This window comes from Pseudomonas alcaligenes, assembly GCF_014490745.1.
Taxonomy (GTDB): Bacteria; Pseudomonadota; Gammaproteobacteria; order Pseudomonadales; family Pseudomonadaceae; genus Aquipseudomonas; species Aquipseudomonas alcaligenes_C.
Genome location: NZ_LZEU01000001.1, coordinates 3217382 through 3234262 on the forward strand (window position 1 = coordinate 3217382; position 16881 = coordinate 3234262).

Annotated in this window: 14 protein-coding genes; 8 read left to right on the forward strand and 6 right to left on the reverse strand. The window is 65.7% G+C overall.

The window, feature by feature from the left end; genetic code table 11:
- Positions 1–29: 29 nt before the first annotated feature.
- From A9179_RS14575 to A9179_RS14595, 5 genes are all read left to right on the forward strand, one after another.
- Entirely contained in the window at positions 30–524 is a 495-nt protein-coding gene (locus tag A9179_RS14575) for a peptidylprolyl isomerase (RefSeq protein WP_187806937.1), read from the forward strand.
- Positions 525–528: 4 nt separating this feature from the next.
- Positions 529–1248: a UDP-2,3-diacylglucosamine diphosphatase gene (gene lpxH / locus A9179_RS14580; RefSeq protein WP_187806938.1), complete on the forward strand. Its 720-nt coding sequence runs from the start codon at positions 529–531 to the stop codon at positions 1246–1248.
- A gap of 66 nt (positions 1249–1314) precedes the next feature.
- Positions 1315–2331 (forward strand): L,D-transpeptidase, encoded by a 1017-nt coding sequence (locus tag A9179_RS14585; protein ID WP_187806939.1) that lies wholly within the window; start codon positions 1315–1317, stop codon positions 2329–2331.
- 74 nt (positions 2332–2405) lie between these two features.
- Positions 2406–3092 carry a murein L,D-transpeptidase catalytic domain family protein gene (locus A9179_RS14590; RefSeq protein ID WP_187806940.1) on the forward strand — a complete coding sequence of 229 codons (687 nt, stop codon included), beginning with the start codon at positions 2406–2408 and terminating at the stop codon, positions 3090–3092.
- Between the two features lie 246 nt (positions 3093–3338).
- Positions 3339–4691: an SPFH domain-containing protein gene (locus A9179_RS14595; protein ID WP_187806941.1), complete on the forward strand. Its 1353-nt coding sequence runs from the start codon at positions 3339–3341 to the stop codon at positions 4689–4691.
- Positions 4692–4755: 64 nt separating this feature from the next.
- Here the strand turns inward: A9179_RS14595 and A9179_RS14600 are convergent, their stop codons facing one another.
- The 3 genes from A9179_RS14600 to A9179_RS14610 form a co-directional block, all read right to left on the reverse strand.
- Positions 4756–5829, reverse strand: a complete 1074-nt coding sequence (locus tag A9179_RS14600; protein ID WP_187806942.1) for an NAD(P)-dependent alcohol dehydrogenase — start codon at positions 5827–5829, stop codon at positions 4756–4758.
- 93 nt (positions 5830–5922) lie between these two features.
- Entirely contained in the window at positions 5923–7170 is a 1248-nt protein-coding gene (locus tag A9179_RS14605) for an MgtC/SapB family protein (RefSeq protein WP_187806943.1), read from the reverse strand.
- On the reverse strand, positions 7167–7346 hold the full coding sequence (locus A9179_RS14610; protein WP_187806944.1) for a hypothetical protein: 180 nt from the start codon (positions 7344–7346) through the stop codon (positions 7167–7169). The genes A9179_RS14605 and A9179_RS14610 overlap by 4 nt, the downstream gene beginning before the upstream one ends.
- Positions 7347–7563: 217 nt before the next feature.
- Between A9179_RS14610 and A9179_RS14615 the strand changes: the two genes are divergently transcribed.
- Together A9179_RS14615 and A9179_RS14620 are read left to right on the forward strand one after the other, a co-directional pair.
- Positions 7564–8970, forward strand: a complete 1407-nt coding sequence (locus A9179_RS14615; RefSeq protein ID WP_187806945.1) for an MBL fold metallo-hydrolase RNA specificity domain-containing protein — start codon at positions 7564–7566, stop codon at positions 8968–8970.
- A gap of 115 nt (positions 8971–9085) precedes the next feature.
- On the forward strand, positions 9086–9616 hold the full coding sequence (locus A9179_RS14620; RefSeq protein ID WP_187806946.1) for a flavodoxin family protein: 531 nt from the start codon (positions 9086–9088) through the stop codon (positions 9614–9616).
- 40 nt (positions 9617–9656) lie between these two features.
- Here the strand turns inward: A9179_RS14620 and A9179_RS14625 are convergent, their stop codons facing one another.
- A complete protein-coding gene (locus tag A9179_RS14625) occupies positions 9657–10607 on the reverse strand; it encodes a class I SAM-dependent methyltransferase (RefSeq protein WP_187806947.1) in 951 nt (316 codons plus the stop codon).
- A 117-nt stretch (positions 10608–10724) separates the two neighbouring features.
- Between A9179_RS14625 and A9179_RS14630 the strand changes: the two genes are divergently transcribed.
- Positions 10725–12533 carry a monovalent cation:proton antiporter-2 (CPA2) family protein gene (locus A9179_RS14630; RefSeq protein WP_187806948.1) on the forward strand — a complete coding sequence of 603 codons (1809 nt, stop codon included), beginning with the start codon at positions 10725–10727 and terminating at the stop codon, positions 12531–12533.
- A 345-nt stretch (positions 12534–12878) separates the two neighbouring features.
- On the opposite strand, the gene putP is transcribed toward A9179_RS14630, so the two are convergent.
- Both putP and A9179_RS14640 read right to left on the reverse strand, forming a co-directional pair.
- Complete coding sequence (putP, locus tag A9179_RS14635; protein WP_187806949.1) at positions 12879–14369, reverse strand: sodium/proline symporter PutP; 1491 nt, start codon at positions 14367–14369, stop codon at positions 12879–12881.
- 484 nt (positions 14370–14853) lie between these two features.
- A complete protein-coding gene (locus tag A9179_RS14640) occupies positions 14854–16815 on the reverse strand; it encodes a CHASE3 domain-containing protein (protein WP_187806950.1) in 1962 nt (653 codons plus the stop codon).
- Positions 16816–16881 lie beyond the last annotated feature (66 nt).

Here is a 16881-nt window from a genome sequence, read left to right on the forward strand (position 1 = left end):
TCGATTTTCTCGATAGAGCGAATACTTCAATGATCAAGCTGCATACCAACCACGGCGTAATCACCCTGGAACTGTTCGAAGACAAAGCCCCGGAAACCGTGGCCAACTTCAAGGAATACGTGAAGAGTGGTCACTACGACGGCACCGTTTTCCACCGCGTGATCAGCAACTTCATGATCCAGGGCGGCGGTTTCGAGCCGGGCATGAAGCAGAAATCCACCCGCGCCAGCATCAAGAACGAAGCCAACAACGGTGTTTCCAACAAGATCGGCACCGTGGCCATGGCCCGCACCATGGAGCCGCACTCGGCCTCCGCGCAGTTCTTCATCAACGTTTCCGACAACACCTTCCTCGACCACAGCGCGCCGACCATGCAGGGCTGGGGCTATGCCGTATTCGGCCAGGTCACCGAGGGCATGGACGTGGTCAACAAGATCAAGGGCGTAGCCACCACCATGAAGTCCGGTCACCAGGACGTACCGGTGGATGACGTGATCATCGAGAAGGCCGAGATCGTCGAGTAATTCGATGATCCTGCTGATCTCCGATCTGCACCTGGAAGAGCAACGCCCGGACATCACCCGGGCGTTTGTGCATTTTCTGCAGACCCGCGCGCCCCAGGCCGAAGCGCTGTACATCCTCGGCGACTTCTTCGAAGCCTGGATCGGCGACGACGGCATGACGCCGTTCCAGCATGAAATAGCCGCCGCCCTGCGCCAGCTGAGCGACAGCGGCACGCGCATCTTCCTGATGCACGGCAACCGCGACTTCCTGATCGGCCGCGCCTTCTGCCGCGAAGCCGGTTGCACCCTGCTGCAAGACCCGAGCATCGTGCAGCTAGGCGGCGAGCCGGTGCTGCTGATGCATGGCGACAGCCTGTGCACCTTGGATGTCGGCTACATGAAGCTGCGCCGCCTGCTGCGCAACCCGCTCTCCCTGTTCATCCTGCGCAACCTGCCGCTGGCCACCCGCCACAAGCTGGCGCGCAAGCTGCGCAGCGAGAGCCGCGCGCAGACCAGCATGAAAGCCCGCGAGATCATCGACGTGACCCCGGACGAAGTGCCGCGGATCATGGCCGAGTTCGGGGTGCGCACGCTGATCCACGGCCATACCCACCGCCCCGCCACGCATGAATTGCAGGTCGACGGCCGGGACGCCCGGCGCATTGTCCTTGGCGACTGGGACAGGCAGGGCTGGGCCCTGCAGATCGACGAAAGCGGCTTCCAGCAAGCGCCCTTCCCGCTCTAGCACGCGCTTTATCTGCTCGACTAAGCTGCCCTCAGGCACCCACTTGGTGCCGTCCTGGGGGAATCGATGCGCCGACTGCTGCTGACCCTGCTTCTGCTGCCTGCCCTGAGCGGCGCCGCGCCGCTGCAAATTCCCGCCGGCCCGGAGCTGCGCGCCCAGCTGCAGGCGCTCAAACCAGGCCAGTTCCTCTGGTACCCGCAGGTATCGCCACAAGGCCCGGTCACCCTGCTGGTCAGCCTTACCGAGCAGCGCGCCTACGTCTACCGCAACGGCCTGCTTATCGGCGTCAGCACCGTCAGCACCGGGCGCGCCGGCAAGGATACGCCCACCGGGGTGTTCACCATCCTGCAGAAAAGCGTCAACCACCACTCCACCCTCTACAACAGCGCAGCCATGCCCTACATGCAGCGCCTGACCTGGGATGGCGTCGCCCTGCACGCCGGCAGCCTGCCCGGCTACCCCAGCTCCCATGGCTGCGTGCACCTGCCGCTGGAGTTCGCCAAGACGCTCTACACCATCACCGGTTTCGACAGCACCACGGTGATCATCAGCGACAGTCACAGCGCGCCGACCGAGGTCAACCACCCGGGCCTGCTGGCGCCGCAAGTGGCCGATGGCAAGCCGCAGGGCGAGCCGCCCGCCGCCGGCAGCGCCTATCTGGACGACAGCCAGGCCGGCAAGGGCCCGCTGTCGATCCTGATCAGCCGCGCCGATCTGCGCGTCTATGTGTTCCGCGCCGGCCAGCTGATTGGCTCGGCGCCGGTGCAGGACAACGGCGTGCAGATGCCCCACGGCCTGGCAGTGTTCTCCCTGCTGCAGAAGCCGCCACCCACCGAATTCGACCCGGCACCGCCGCTGCGCTGGTCGGCCGTGGCCCTGAGCGACCCGCAGGGCGGCGAGACGCCACTCGAACAACTTGGCCAGGTCAGCGTCGATGGCGACTTCCTGCGCCGCCTGCACGATGCCATGGACATCGGTACCACCCTGGTGATCACCGACCTCAGCTCCACCCGGGAAACCCGCAGCGCGGGGCAGATGACGGTGATCAATACCGATACGGCGCCGCCACCGGTCACGAAATGATCGGCAACTGTATGAATTTCGATCACAATGCCGCACCTGCTGATAACCCTGCGTTCTTTACAGGATTGCGACCGATGCTCAACCGACTGGCCAGCGCCCTGGCGACCCTGCTGTTCGCCGGCCTGGCCCAGGCTGCCCCGGCGGCCGACGTGCAGGAGCTGCAGCGCCTGGCGCCGAATGCCAACCCCGCCGCCCTGCAACTGGCCCTCACCGCCTACCACTGCGCCAGCCGCAGCCAGAGCGAGCGGCTGCTGACGGTGATCGACTACTCCCGCCCGTCCCGCGAGAAACGCCTGTGGGTGTTCGACCTGGCCGCGCACAAGCTGCTGTTCGAGGAGTGGGTGGCCCATGGCAAGAACAGCGGCGCCGACGTGCCGACCGCCTTCTCCAACCGGCCCAACAGCTACCAGTCGTCGCTCGGCCTGTTCCACACCGGCCAGACCTACAGCGGCAAGCACGGCCGCTCGCTGCGCCTGCAGGGCCTGGAGCCAGGCTTCAACGACAACAGCGAGGCGCGCGCCATCGTCATGCACGCCGCCGCCTATGCAGACCCCGGCGTGGTGCCGGGCCTCGGTCGCCTCGGCCGCAGCCAGGGCTGCCCGGCGGTGCGCCCGGCCATCGCCGGCCAGTTGATCGACACCCTGCGTCAGGGCAGCTACGTGTTTGCCTACTACCCGCAGCCGCAATGGCTGGAGCAGTCGCGCTACCTCAATGCCGACAGCTGCCCGCTGACCGAGCAGCACCTCGCCAGCAAGGACTAAGAACCTGTTTACGATTTTCTGAATTAGAGCCAGACAAGGCAAAAGTGGCCGAAAAAGCGCAGTTTACGAGGTGTAAATGAGCATTTTGAGGCCACTTTTAACGCGGTATGGCCGCGAGTCAGGAGATCGTAAGCAGGTTCTCAACTCCTCGCTGCGAGCCGCTGCACAGGCTGGCACCTGGCCACTTGACGCCCACCCGGCGGCTGCGCAGCATGCGGGCTCTCTTCCCGCAGTCAAGGACAGACCATGGATATTTCCAACGGATCGGCCAGCAAACTCTCCCTTATCAAGTATGTCGCGGTACCCGCCCTGGTGGCCGCCGTCGGCTTTGCCGGTTTCAACGGCATCTTCTTCTACAACGAGGCCGGCTACGCCACCCATGTGCGCACCATCTTCGGTGAAGAGAAGATCGTCGACGACGTCGGCTACGCCACCAAGTGGTTCGGCCGCGCTACCCCGTGGAAGAAGGCGCTCAGCGTGCAGTCGGTGCTCACCGAGGCCCTGGAGATCGATGAAAGCAGCGACAACGACTCGCTCGGCGCCACCATCGAGGCCTTCCCCATCGTCTTCCTCGGCAACGTCGATGCCCAGGTCGAGTCCTCGGCGCGCTTTCGCCTGCCCGGCGGCGAGCAGTTCCTGAAGATCGCCCAGGAGTACCGCAACCCGGAAAACTTCATCAAGACCGCACTGGTGCCGGCGATCAAGGAAACCCTGCAGGCCACCGCCTCGCTGATGAGCGCCGACGACTTCTACGCCGGCGCACGCAGCGAGTTCGCCGCCGAGTTCGAGAACCAGCTCAACGACGGCCTGTACCTGATCAAGCGCAAGGAAGTACGCGGCCCGCGCGGCCACCAGCCGAGCCAGACCGCGATCCTCCAGGCCGGCACCGAGCAGGGCAGCTTCGGCGACAACAACGCCAGCCAGTTCGTCACCGAGAAGGTCATCGACGACAAGGGCATCCCGGTGCGCAAGCAGCAGCAGTTCCGCAAATACGGGGTGGAAGTGGTGGAGGCACGCATCACCAACGTCGATCCCAACCCGCAGTACAAGCAGCGCATGGTCAAGGTACAGCAGGCCCTGGCCGAGCTGGCCGTGGCCCGGCAGAACCGCCTGAAGGAAGAGGAAGAGAAGCTGCTGGTCACCGCCCGCGGCGAGAAGGAAGTGGAAGCCCGCCGCCAGGAAACCCTGCGCGACCAGATCGAGCGCACCACCCAGGCCGAGACCGAAAAACAGCTGGCGATCATCAACGCCCAGCGCGAGAAAGGCCGTGCCGAGATCGAGAAGCAGACTGCCGAGCTGCTGCGCGACAAGGCCAGCATCACCGCCCAGGCCACCAAGATCACCGCTGACGCCGAAGCCTATGCGCGCAAGGCGGTGATCGAGGCGGACGGCGCCCTGCAGCCCAAGCTCGATGCCCTGGTGGCAATCAACAAGGTGTGGGCCGAAGCCGCCGCCCAGGCGCCGGTACCCGGGGTGATGATGGCCAGCAGCGGGCAGAACGGCGCTAGCAGCCGCCAGGACGAGATCGGTCAGCTGATGGGCGTGCTCGCCACCAAGGCCGCCCGCGACCTGTCGCTGGATCTCAAGGTCAAGGAATAAGCCTGCCGCCCCGCCCTAACGCCCCGCTCTGCGGGGCGTTTTGCTTTATGCCCGGGCCGGCGACTCAAGGCGTGATCGCCACCTTCATCACGCCGTCGCGCTGGTTGGCGAACAGCTCATAGGCCTGTTCGATGTCGTCCAGGCGGAACCTGTGGGTCACCAGTGGCTTGAGGTCGACCCGCCCGGACGCCACCACCTCGATCAATCGACGCATGCGCTCCTTGCCCCCCGGACAGAGCGTGGTGACGATACGCTTGTCGCCCAGGCCGGCGGCGAAGGCATCCAGCGGAATGCGCAGATCGCTGGAATACACGCCCAGGCTCGACAATGTGCCGCCCGGACGCAGTACCCGCAGCCCCGCCTCGAAGGTAGCCTGGCGCCCCAACGCCTCGATGGCCACGTCTGCGCCGCGCCCCTCGGTGAGCGCCATGATCTGTTCCAGCGGGTCACCAGCCTGGAAATCAACCACGTGGCTGGCGCCCAGCTGCCGGGCCAGAGCCAGGCGCTCTGGCACCGTATCGACACCGATTACCCGGCTGGCTCCACGCAGCCGTGCACCGGCCACCGCACACAGGCCGATCGGGCCAAGGGCAAAGACCACCACGGTGTCGCCAATCTGGATCTGCCCGTTCTCGGCCCCGGCAAACCCGGTGGACATGATATCCGGGCACATCAGCACCTCCTCATCCGACAGGCTGTCGGGCACCGCACTGAGGTTGGCCATGGCGTCCGGCACCAGCACGTACTCGGCCTGGCAGCCATCGATGGTATTGCCGAATTTCCAGCCACCGATCGCGGCAAAGCCGTGCCGGGTACCCGCCCCGTCCTGCGCGGCACAGCCGCACAGGCAGGCATTGCTGTGGCCGCTCGGGGTGATGGCTCCGGCGATCACCCGCTGGCCCTCGCTGAAACCGCGTACCGCCGAGCCCAGCTTCTCGATCACGCCGACCGGTTCGTGGCCGACGGTAAGCCCCCTGGCCACCGGGTATTCACCCTTGAGAATGTGCACATCGGTACCGCAGATGGTGGTCGTGGTGATGCGCAGCAGCGCATCCAGCGGGCCGACGTCGGGGATCGGCTTGTCTTCCAGCACAATGCGGTTCTTCTCGACGAAAACCGCAGCTTTCATTTTCGCCATGATCTTCTCCTCAGACACCCCGGGTGGAATAGGGATCAACTATGCGCGCCCTCCCGACTGCCGACTTGACCGATATCAATGAAGCCCGCCACCTCAACTCACGAACCAGCGCCCACCCCAGAGCGCCAGCAGTACCAGCAATAGACCCGGCAGCATCAGCAGGGCGAAACGTGTACCACCACTGGCCCAGGCCACCACGCACTTGGAACAGGTGTTGCTGGTCAGCGCAGCGAGAATCGCGATCTGCGCCGCCGACGCCGACAGCTGCCCACTGGCCACCAGCGAGGCGGCGGAAGCCGCTGCCGCATGGGCATCCGCCAGGCCGCCCAGGGTCACCGCCAGCAGCAGCCCTTGCTGGCCGAGCCAGCTCAGCAAGGCAGCAGACAGCAGGCCAATCAGGGCGATACCAGCCGCCAGTAGCAGTGCTGCCTTGAGGTCGAAGGCCGCGGCGTCACCACTGAGCGCCGAGCCAGCCGCCTTGGCCTGATTCGCCCTGACCGATAACAGCAAGGCGTAAGCCAGAATCAGCCCGCCCCCCAGCCCCAGGGACGGCAACATGCTCTGCAGACTCGGCCAGCTGACGGCCGCCAGCACCAGGCCCATCTGCATCATGGTCGCCAGATTGGACAGCATGGCCGCTGCCGCAGCGGCGTACAGGCTGCCTGGCTGCTGCCGACTGCGCGCCCCCATGCTGGCCACGGTGGCCGTACTGGAGACGAAGCCACCAGCCAGACCGGCCAGCGGCAAGCCATAGCGCGGCCCCAGCAGGCGTACGGCAATGTGCCCGGCCGCACCGATCGCCATGATCAGCAGCACCAGCAAACACAGGGTTCGTGGGTTGAATGCGCTGAACGGGCCGAGGAAGCGATCCGGCATCAGCGGCAGGATCACCAGCCCCAGGGTCGCCAGAATCAGGCCATCGCGAAACTCGCGTTCCGACAGCTGCTCGCGCACCAGGTGATGCAGCCACTGGCGGTAGGTCAGCAGCAGGCTCAGCACGACGCCCAGGGTAACCGCCAGCTCAGCAGCGCTGACGCACAACGCGCCCAGCAGCAACACCAACAGCAGGGCGATCTCGGTGGTCAGCCCGGGATCCGCGCGAGTCGAGCGCCAGTAGGCAATCGCCACCAGCACTACCAAGCACAGTGCAATCGCCGCTAGCAGCGGCACGCCGCCGAGCGCCAGCCCGACATAGCCGAGCAGCGCGGTGGCAGCGAAGGTGCGCAAGCCAGCGAAATCACGGTCGCTGCCTTCGCCCTTGCGCCGCTCGCGCTCCAGGCCAACCAGCAGGCCGATGCCCAAGGCGGCAGCGGCGCCCAATAACTGCGGCAGATCGCTCAACGCCGCTCCGCATCCCGCGACGTCGACGGTTCCAGCGAGCGCACCGGTTGCAGCAGTAATTGCCCGACCGGCTGCGCTCGCCCACCGGCAGCCGCCAACGTGGACAGGGCGGCATCGCAGCCGGCCATCAGCAGGGCAACCAACGCCTTGGCTGCGCTATCGATACTGTCGTCCATCACCAGCACCTCGCGATTCAATCAGCTTGGGGCAAGCCTGAGTTAAGCATCGGCCACCTGCCTTCTCGGCACATTGATCTGCATCAGCCAGCGTGCAACTGCAGGACTTGACCCAGGACAAGGCAACGGCCTGAGCCGGCTACTACAGTCTCATCAACTGGCCCAGGCCGTCCGCCAGACATGGGGCTGCCAACCAGACCACCCGATGAGGCGAATCATGCGTTTGAGCTTTCTCGGCGGTGCGGGCACCGTCACCGGCAGCAAATACCTGGTGGAGCACGCAGGCAAGCGCCTGCTGGTGGACTGCGGCCTGTTCCAGGGTTACAAGCAGCTGCGTTTGCGCAACTGGGATCATTTCCCGATCGAACCGCAAAGCCTGGATGCGATTGTCCTGACCCATGCCCACCTCGACCACAGCGGCTACCTGCCGGTGCTGGTTCGGGCCGGCTACCGCGGGCCGATCTACGCCACCGAGGCAACGTGCGAACTGCTCGCCATCCTCCTACTGGACAGCGGCCGCCTGCAGGAAGAAGAGGCGGAATACGCCAATCACCGCAACTACTCCAAACACCACCCTGCCAAACCGCTCTACACCGAGGCCGATGCCGAGCGCACGCTCAAGCAACTGCACCCGCTGCCGCTGCATCACAGCAACGAACTGGTCGGCGGCATACACGTGAAGCTGCGCTCCGCCGGCCATATCCTTGGCGCAGCGAGCGTGGAGATCCAGGCCGGCGGCCAGACCCTGGTCTGCTCCGGTGATCTCGGCCGCCTCAACGACCCGATCATGGTGGCCCCCGAACCCGTCGAGCACGCCGACTTTCTGCTGGTGGAGTCCACCTACGGCAATCGCGTACACCCCCACCAGGCTACCGAACAAGTGCTGGCCGAGATCATCAAGCGCACGGCCCTGCGCCAAGGCATCACCATGGTGCCTTCGTTCGCCGTCGGCCGCGCGCAGCTGCTGATGTACCACCTGTACAAGATGAAACAGGCCGGCCTGATACCCGATCTGCCGATCTACCTGAACAGCCCGATGGCCACCGACGTGACCGCCCTGTACCAGCGCTTTCGCAGCGAGCATCGGCTGTCGCGCGCGGACTGCGAAGGCATGTGCCGCGTCGCCAAGTTCGTGCGCAGCGTCGATGAAGCCAAGCATCTGGAAGAACTGCGCAACCCCGCGGTGATCATCGCCGGCAGCGGCATGGCCACCGGCGGGCGGATTCTTCACCACCTTCAGGCCCTGGCCCCCAACCCGCGCAATACCATCCTGCTGTCGGGCTTCCAGGCTGGCGGCACACGAGGCGCACTGATCGCCGGCGGCGCGGAAAAGGTGCGAATCCATGGCGAAGACGTAGCCATTCGCGCCGAAGTCGCAGCCCTGGAAAATCTCTCGGCACATGCCGACGCCGATGAAATCCTGCAATGGCTCGGCAACTTCCGCAGCGCTCCGCGACACACCTATATCGTGCATGGCGAACCGGATGCCGCCGACAGCCTGCGCCGGCGGATTGCCGCCGAACTGGGTTGGTCGGTTTCCGTGGCCGAACATCATCAGCGTGTCGACCTGGCCGCCGCCGGCATGCCAGACCGTAGCGACGAAGACCTGTTGCTGCACGACTGAACGCGCGTCTGCGGCTTCCTTGATGCGGATCAAGGTGCTTGGCGTGCCATTGCGTAGCCTGCAAGAGACGCCGGGGCCCTGCCCCGGCACCGAATGCAGTGCAATGGAGATCGCGATGAATGACATCCTCCTGGTGTGCTACTCGCGCACCGGCAACACCCGCCTGGTGGCCGACGAGCTGGCCCAGCTCACCGGCTGGCCACTGGCCCTGATCAGCGATACCCAGCCGCGTGCCGGCTGGCAGGGCGATCTGCGCTGCATGTTCGATGCCTTCTTCAAGACCCGCCCGCAATACCGCTACCAGGGCCCGGCCCTCGAAACGTTCCGCCATGTGGTGCTGCTCACCCCGGTGTGGATGAAGGGCCTATCGGCGCCGCTGCGCGCCTTTCTCAGCCAGCACGACCTGAGCCACACGCGGGTTTCGGTGATCTGCACCCAGGGCGGCCGTGGCGGTTTCAGCGCCGTGGAGGAAATCGCCGCGCTGACCCGGCAGATCCCCTCGCCGGTGCAGGTGCTGCTGCAGAGCGAGGTACTCGGCGGCCTGTCGCCGCAGCGCCTGGAAGACTTCGTCGTCCAGGTGCTGGCCTCCAGCACCTACCAGCGTGACCGGCAGCGGCCGGCCTGGCTATCGCCTGTGGCCTCATAGCCGGGGCTGCGGTGCCGCCTACAGAGGCCGTCAACCAAGTCTAAAGTGCCGGCGCATCCTGACTGAACAGCAGCACCTTGAGGCCGCTGTCCGGGTCGCTGTCGGCGAACTCCGGCGGGTTGTCCAGGCGCCGCTCGAAGCGCAGGCCGGGAGCCTCGCGGGCCATTTCCGTGAGAAGAAAGTCGGGGCCGATGGCCGGGTCGTTGATGCAGGCCAGCACCCGCCCCTGTTCGCTGAGCAGCTCGGGCAGGCGGCGCAGGATCTTGGCGTAGTCGCGGCTGAGCACGAAGCTGCCCTTCTGGAAGCTCGGCGGATCGACGATCACTAGGTCGTAGGGGCCACCGCGCTTGAGCTTGCCCCAGGACTTGAACAGATCGTGACCGAGAAAGCTCACCCGCCCCAGATCGTGGCCGTTCAGCCGGTGGTTGTCGCGCCCGCGGCTGAGCGCCGCGCTGGCCATGTCCAGGTTGACCACCTGGGCGGCGCCGCCGGCAATGGCCGCCACCGAGAAACCGCAGGTGTAGGCGAACAGGTTGAGCACACGCTGGCCGGACGCCTGCTCCTGCACCCACTGGCGCCCCAGGCGCATGTCGAGGAACAGGCCGTTGTTCTGCTTGCGGCCCAGGTCGAGCAGATAGCTCAGGCCGTTCTCGCTGATGCGCCAGCGCTCGATGGGCTCGCCCAGCAGGTACTCGGTGCTGCTGTCCGGCAGGTAACGGTGCTGCAGCAGCAGATGGCCGGCCCCGCTCTGCGCCCAGGCCGGCGTAGTGGTCAGATCCAGCAGCATCTGCCGCAGCTCGGCCAGCGCATTCGCCTCCGGCTCGCGGAACAGTGCCACCAGCAGCACACCCTGCAGCCAGTCGACGGTGACCTGCTCCAGTCCTGGCCACTGCCGGCCGCGGCCGTGGAACAGCCGCCGCGCCTCGCTAGGCAGCTGACCCAGGGCGGCGCTCAGGTGGTGTTGTAGGGTGGCGATGGCATCGGTGTTCATGGCGGCAAGCCTGGCAAAAGGTGCGGCATTCTAGGCCATCGCACCCGCTCTGGGTGGCCGGCTGGACGCAGGGTAGGCCACGAGCTGATAACCTCACCATTTTGACAGGAGAACGGCATGCCCCACGATGGCAGCCTGCTGCAGGGCGCGGTGGTATTTCTCTGCGCCGTCGTCCTCGCGGTGCCGCTGGCGCGACGCCTGCAACTCGGCGCGGTACTCGGCTACCTGCTCGCCGGGGTGCTGATCGGCCCGTCGGCACTCGGCCTGATCGACGACCCCGAGAACGTCTCGCACATCTCCGAGCTGGGCGTGGTGCTGCTGCTGTTCATCATCGGCCTGGAGCTGTCGCCCCGGCGCCTGTGGGTGATGCGCCAGGCGGTGTTCGGCGTCGGTCTGGCCCAGGTGCTGCTGACCGCCCTGGTGATCGGCACCGTCGCCCTGTTCGGTTTCCACCAGCCACTGCCGGTGGCCCTGGTGCTCGGCCTCGGCCTGGCGCTGTCGTCCACCGCCTTCGGCCTGCAGCTGCTGGCCGAGCGCAAGGAGCTGACCAGCCCGCACGGGCGCATGGCCTTCGCCATCCTGCTGTTTCAGGACATCGCCGCCATCCCGCTGATCGCCCTGGTACCGATGCTCGGCGACGCCAACCCGCATCCGTTGCCGGGCAACGAGCTGCGCGGGCTGCTGGAGGTATTCGGCAGCATCGCCCTGGTGGTGCTCGGCGGCCGCTATCTACTGCGCCCGGTGTTTCGCATCGTGGCCCGCACCGGCAGCCATGAGGTCTCCACCGCCACTGCCCTGCTGGTGGTGATCGGCACCGCCTGGCTGATGGAGCTGGCCGGGGTGTCCATGGCCCTGGGCGCCTTTCTCGCCGGCATGCTGCTGGCCGACTCGGAATACCGCCACGAGCTGGAGTCGCAGATCGAGCCGTTCAAGGGCCTGCTGCTGGGGCTGTTCTTCATCAGCGTCGGCATGGCCGCCAACCTCGCCCTGCTGTGGCACGAACCGCTGCTGGTGCTCGGCCTGACCCTGTTGCTGATCGGCCTCAAGCTGCCGGTACTGCTGCTGGTCGGGCGCCTGGCCGGTGGCCTGTCCCGGGTCAGCGCGGTGCGTCTGGCGGTACTGCTGGCGGCCGGCGGCGAGTTCGCCTTCGTAGTGTTCCGCATGGCCCGCAACGAGCAGCTGCTGGATGCCCAGCTGCACGACCTGCTGGTGATCGCCATCACCCTGTCGATGGCCCTCACGCCCCTGCTGGTGCTGCTCGCCGCCCGCTGGTTCACGCAGGCCCCCAGCGCCGCACGCAGCGTACCGCCGGAGCTGCACACGGTGGACAGCGACACCCCGCGGGTGGTGCTGGCCGGCATGGGCCGCATGGGCCAGGTGATCGCCCGGGTGCTGCGCGCCCAGCGCGTGCCCTTCGTCGCCCTCGACACCTCGGTGGATGCCGTGGAACTGTCGCGCAGCCTGGGGCAGATGCCGATCTTCTACGGTGACCCGCTGCGTCCGGAGATCCTGCGCGCCGCGCAGCTGGACAAGGCAGAGTGGTTCATCGTCGCCACCGACGACCCGGACACCAACCTGCGCACCGCCGAACTGGTGCGCAAGCTCTACCCCCACGTAAAGATCATCGCCCGCGCGCGCAACCGCCAGCACGTGCACAAGCTGTGGGATCTCAACGCCCTGGCGGTGCGCGAGACCTTCCACTCCAGCCTGGAGATGAGCCGCCAGGTGCTGCGCGGCCTGGGCCTCAGCGAGGAACAGGCGTCGGCCCGCCTGCGCCGCTTCCAGCGCCACGACGAGGAAGTGCTGGAGGCCCAGCACCGGGTCTACGACAACCAGGCGGCGGTACAACAGACTGCACGCCAGGCCCGCGCCGAGCTGGAAAACCTGTTCAACAGTGACGACCACGAGGAGCGCGGCCCGTCCTGAGCCGCCGGCCGGGGCTCAAGGCGCTTGCGTCCAGGCAAAAAGCTATGCCCAGGTTATGTGTTACGTGGTCAAACGCCCCACTCTCTGAACCTGGCGGCTACCTACCCCTGGATTCCCGCCTTCGCGGGAATCCAGGAAACATACGACTACAGCGCTTAGATGGTCGCTCGCCCGAGCAAGCACCACATAAGGCCCAGGCAAAAAAAAGCCCCATGCGGACATGGGGCAAAAAAAGCACTATCGGGTCGTGCGTGGGGCTCCGGGTGGCACGCGGCAAGCGCGGCCGGCGCCGGAGCGGTCAAGTGCGGAGGACGACCGGCCTACCGCGCCTGACATCCCCTCGGCTCAGATATGAGCGTCGCGGTATTCCTGCTCGGCTTCGTCGAAGCGCTTGAGCATGCTGGCCGACGGGCCGTTGCCGACGCGGCTGAACAGCAGGATGGCCAGGGTGGCCAGGATGAAGCCCGGGATGATTTCGTACAGGCCCAGACCAATCCAGTTCTTCCATACCACCACGGTCACGGCACCGACGATCATGCCGGCCAGGGCGCCGTTGCGGGTCATGCCTTTCCACAGCAGGGAGAGGATCACCACCGGACCGAAGGCGGCACCGAAGCCGGCCCAGGCGTAGGACACCAGACCCAGTACGCGGTTTTCCGGGTTGGACGCCAGCCAGATGGAAATCACCGCGATCAGCAGCACCATGGCACGACCGACCCAGACCAGTTCGACCTGGCTGGCGTTCTTGCGCAGGAAGGCCTTGTAGAAGTCCTCGGTCAGGGCACTGGAGCACACCAGCAGCTGGCAGCTCAGGGTCGACATCACGGCTGCCAGGATGGCCGACAGCAGTACACCGGCGATCCACGGGTTGAACAGGATCTTGGCCAGTTCGATGAACACACGTTCCGGGTTCTCGGTCACGGCGCCAGCCTGCTCAGGGTGAGCAGCGAAGTAGGCGATGCCAAAGAAGCCCACGGCCACGGCGCCACCCAGGCACAGGATCATCCAGGTCATGGAGATGCGGCGAGCGTTGGGAATCGACTTGACCGAATCAGCAGCCATGAAGCGCGCCAGGATATGCGGCTGGCCGAAGTAGCCCAGGCCCCAGGCCATCAGCGAGATCACGCCGACGAAGGTAGCGCCCTTGAGCATGTCGAAGTTGGTCGCGTCTTCCAGCTGGATGGCCGCGAAGGTGCTGTCCATACCGCCGGTCGCCACCATCACCATCACCGGAGCGAGGATCAGGGCGAAGATCATCAGGCTGGCCTGCACGGTGTCGGTCCAGCTCACAGCCAGGAAACCACCGATGAAGGTGTAGGCGATGGTCGCCAGAGCACCGGCCCACAGGGCGGTCTCGTAGCTCATGCCGAAGGTGCTTTCGAACAGGCGGGCACCGGCCACCACGCCCGAGGCGCAGTAGATGGTGAAGAACACCAGGATCACCACGGCCGAGAAGATGCGCAGCAGCTTGCTGTTGTCCTCGAAACGGTTGGTGAAGTAGTCCGGCAAGGTCAGGGCGTTGCCGTTGTGCTCGGTCTGCACGCGCAGACGGCCGGCGACGAACAGCCAGTTGAGGTAGGCGCCGACGATCAGGCCGATGGCGATCCAGCTCTCGGACAGACCGGACAGGTAGACGGCACCCGGCAGGCCCATCAGCAGCCAGCCGCTCATGTCGGAGGCGCCAGCGGACAGCGCGGTCACGAAGCTGCCGAGGCTACGGCCACCGAGGATGTAGTCGGAGAGGTTCTTGGTACGCAGGTAGGCAAAAAGGCCGATCAACACCATCGCGGCGATGTACACCACGAAGGTGATCAGCATGGGGGTACTAGCGGTCATGGGAACTCCCATTTCGTTTGTTGTTATCGCACCGCAGCGGTAACCGCGGTCCGGTTGGCAAATACGCCCGCTTTTGGCGAACGCTCGAACAACCCCTGCCTGACGGCATGGGCCTTTTTCATTAGCTGGCGTCGTCCATTCAGCCTGAGCGCCGTGCCGTGCTCCCTTGCGGGATGCCGACGGCTGGCGCCTGTCAGTCATCGCCCTGGCGATGAAATGGTCTGCCGGCCACGACCGAAGTGGCACGGCTATGGGGTCTTGCGCGTGGCGAACCTGGCCAGTAGCGCTTCGATGCCCTACTCGGCGGCGGGGTCACCCCGGCGTGCCGCCCCGTGCAGCGCCGGCGCCCGCAGCCCTGACTGCAGGTACCTTGCCTGGCAGGATGCGGGACTCTAGTAGCTGCGCAGCAGCAGCTTCTTGCGGAAAACTCTGGAGTTTTTGCAGAAAACTCCAGAGTTGACGGTACTGCAGAAACGCTGGCGGCTCAGATCTGGAAGCGTATCAGCATGTCCTTCATCTTCTGCCCGAGTACATGCAGGCCCTGGGCCGCCGTTTCAGCCTGCTTGGCGCTGGACATGTTCTGCATGCTCGCTTCGCGGATGCTCTCCATCGCCAGCACCAGTTGATCCATGCCGGCCAGCTGCTGCTGCGCCGACACCGAGATTTCCACCACGGCCGCGGCGCCCTGGTCGATGTTCTCGGCCAGTAGACGGATGGCCTCACCGGCCTGCCCCGACTGGCGCACCCCGTCGCTCACCGAGCGGCTACCCTGCTCGGCCGCCTGCACCGTGCTGCTGGTGGCCCGCTGGATCTCGCCGAGGATGCTGCGCACCTGCACGGTGGCCTGCTTGGACTGCTCGGCCAGGCTCTTCACCTCCTGCGCTACCACGGCAAAACCCTTGCCCTGCTCACCGGCCTTGGCCGCCTCGATCGAGGCGTTTACCGCCAGCAAGTTGGACTGTTCGGCCAGGCTGTTGACCGTGGCAATGATCTCGCCAATGGTCTGCACCTGCTCTGCCAGGTGGGTAATGTTCTCGCCCACCACCTCCATCTGCTGGTGGATCCGGCGCATGCCGTCGACGACATCCTCCACCGCCTTGCGCCCGTCCTGCGAGACCTGCGCCGAGCGCTGCGCCGTCTGCGACACACTCAAGGCACGCTGGCTGGACATCAGCGCGGCCTGCTTGATCTCCTCCACCGTGACGCTGGTTTCGCTGATCGCCGTCGAGGTTTCACTGGTACCGCTGGCAATCTGGTAGGCACCGGCGGCGATCTCGCTGGCCGAGTCGGTCAGTACATCGATGCCACTGCGCACATCGCGATTGATCTGGCGCAGGTCGCCCAGCATCTGGGCAAAGGCGTTGCCCAGCAGGTCACTGGGCGACTGTGGCTGCACCTCGATGGTCAGGTTGCCGGCGGCGATCTGCCGCGCCGACTCGGCCATCTGCCGCAGGGACTGCAGCATCCGCGCAAAGGCCTGGCCGAACTGGTCGTCCGCCGACTGTGGCTGCACTTCCACCGCCAGGTTGCCGGCAGCGATCTGCCGCGCCGACTCGGCCACATGGCGCAGGGCCTGGGTCATCGCAGCAAAAGCCTGGCCGAACTGGTCGTCCGCCGACTGCGGCTGCACTGCGACGGCCAGGTTGCCGGCGGCGATCTGTCGGGCCGACTCGGCGGTCTGACGCAAGGACTGCAGCATGCGCGCCATCGATGCCTGCAACACGCCGATCTCGTCGGAGCGGGTGCTCAGCGTCAGCTCGCTGCTCAGGTTACCGGTGCTGATGCGGTCGGCCACCGTACTGACCTCCCGCAGCGGTCGGGCGATATGCCGCGTCAGGAACAGCGCGGCCGCAAACACAAAGGCCATGGACAGCAGGAGGCTCCACACTATGGTGCGCTGGGTGCTCTGCGCACTCTCCTGAGCCGCCTCGTCACGTTCGGCCTGCAGCCGCCCTTCCTCCTTGGACATCTCGCCGATCAGATCGCGAATCTGCGACATGGTGGCGCGGCCCTTGCCAGTCAAAATCACTTGGGCGGATGCCTCCAGGCCTTGCTCGCGACGGATCTGGATATTGCTCTTCAACTGCTCCAGGCGCTGATCGATCAATGGTCTCAGGCGTTCCAGGTTACGCTGCTGGATCGGATTATCGATCGTCAACTGGCGCAACCGGTTCATGCTCTCGCTTTCCTGATGCAAGGCATCGGTGTAAGGCTCCAGGTACTGATCGACCCCGGTAAGCAGATAACCGCGCTGGCCAGTCTCGGCGTCCTGCATGATCGACAACAGGCTACTGAGCTGAGCCATGACCTCATGGGTGTGGGCCACCCAGTGGGATGTTTCGAGGAGGTTGAGCGTGTTGCGGTACGAGATCCCAGCCACGAACAGCATGACCAGCAAGATCGCACAGAAGCTGCTCCACAGTTTGGCGCCAATCGAGAACCTCATGTTCATTTCTCCTCCTTCCCTCTGGCGTGCCCTGGACGAATGGCGCGGCGTACCTGGCGATATAAC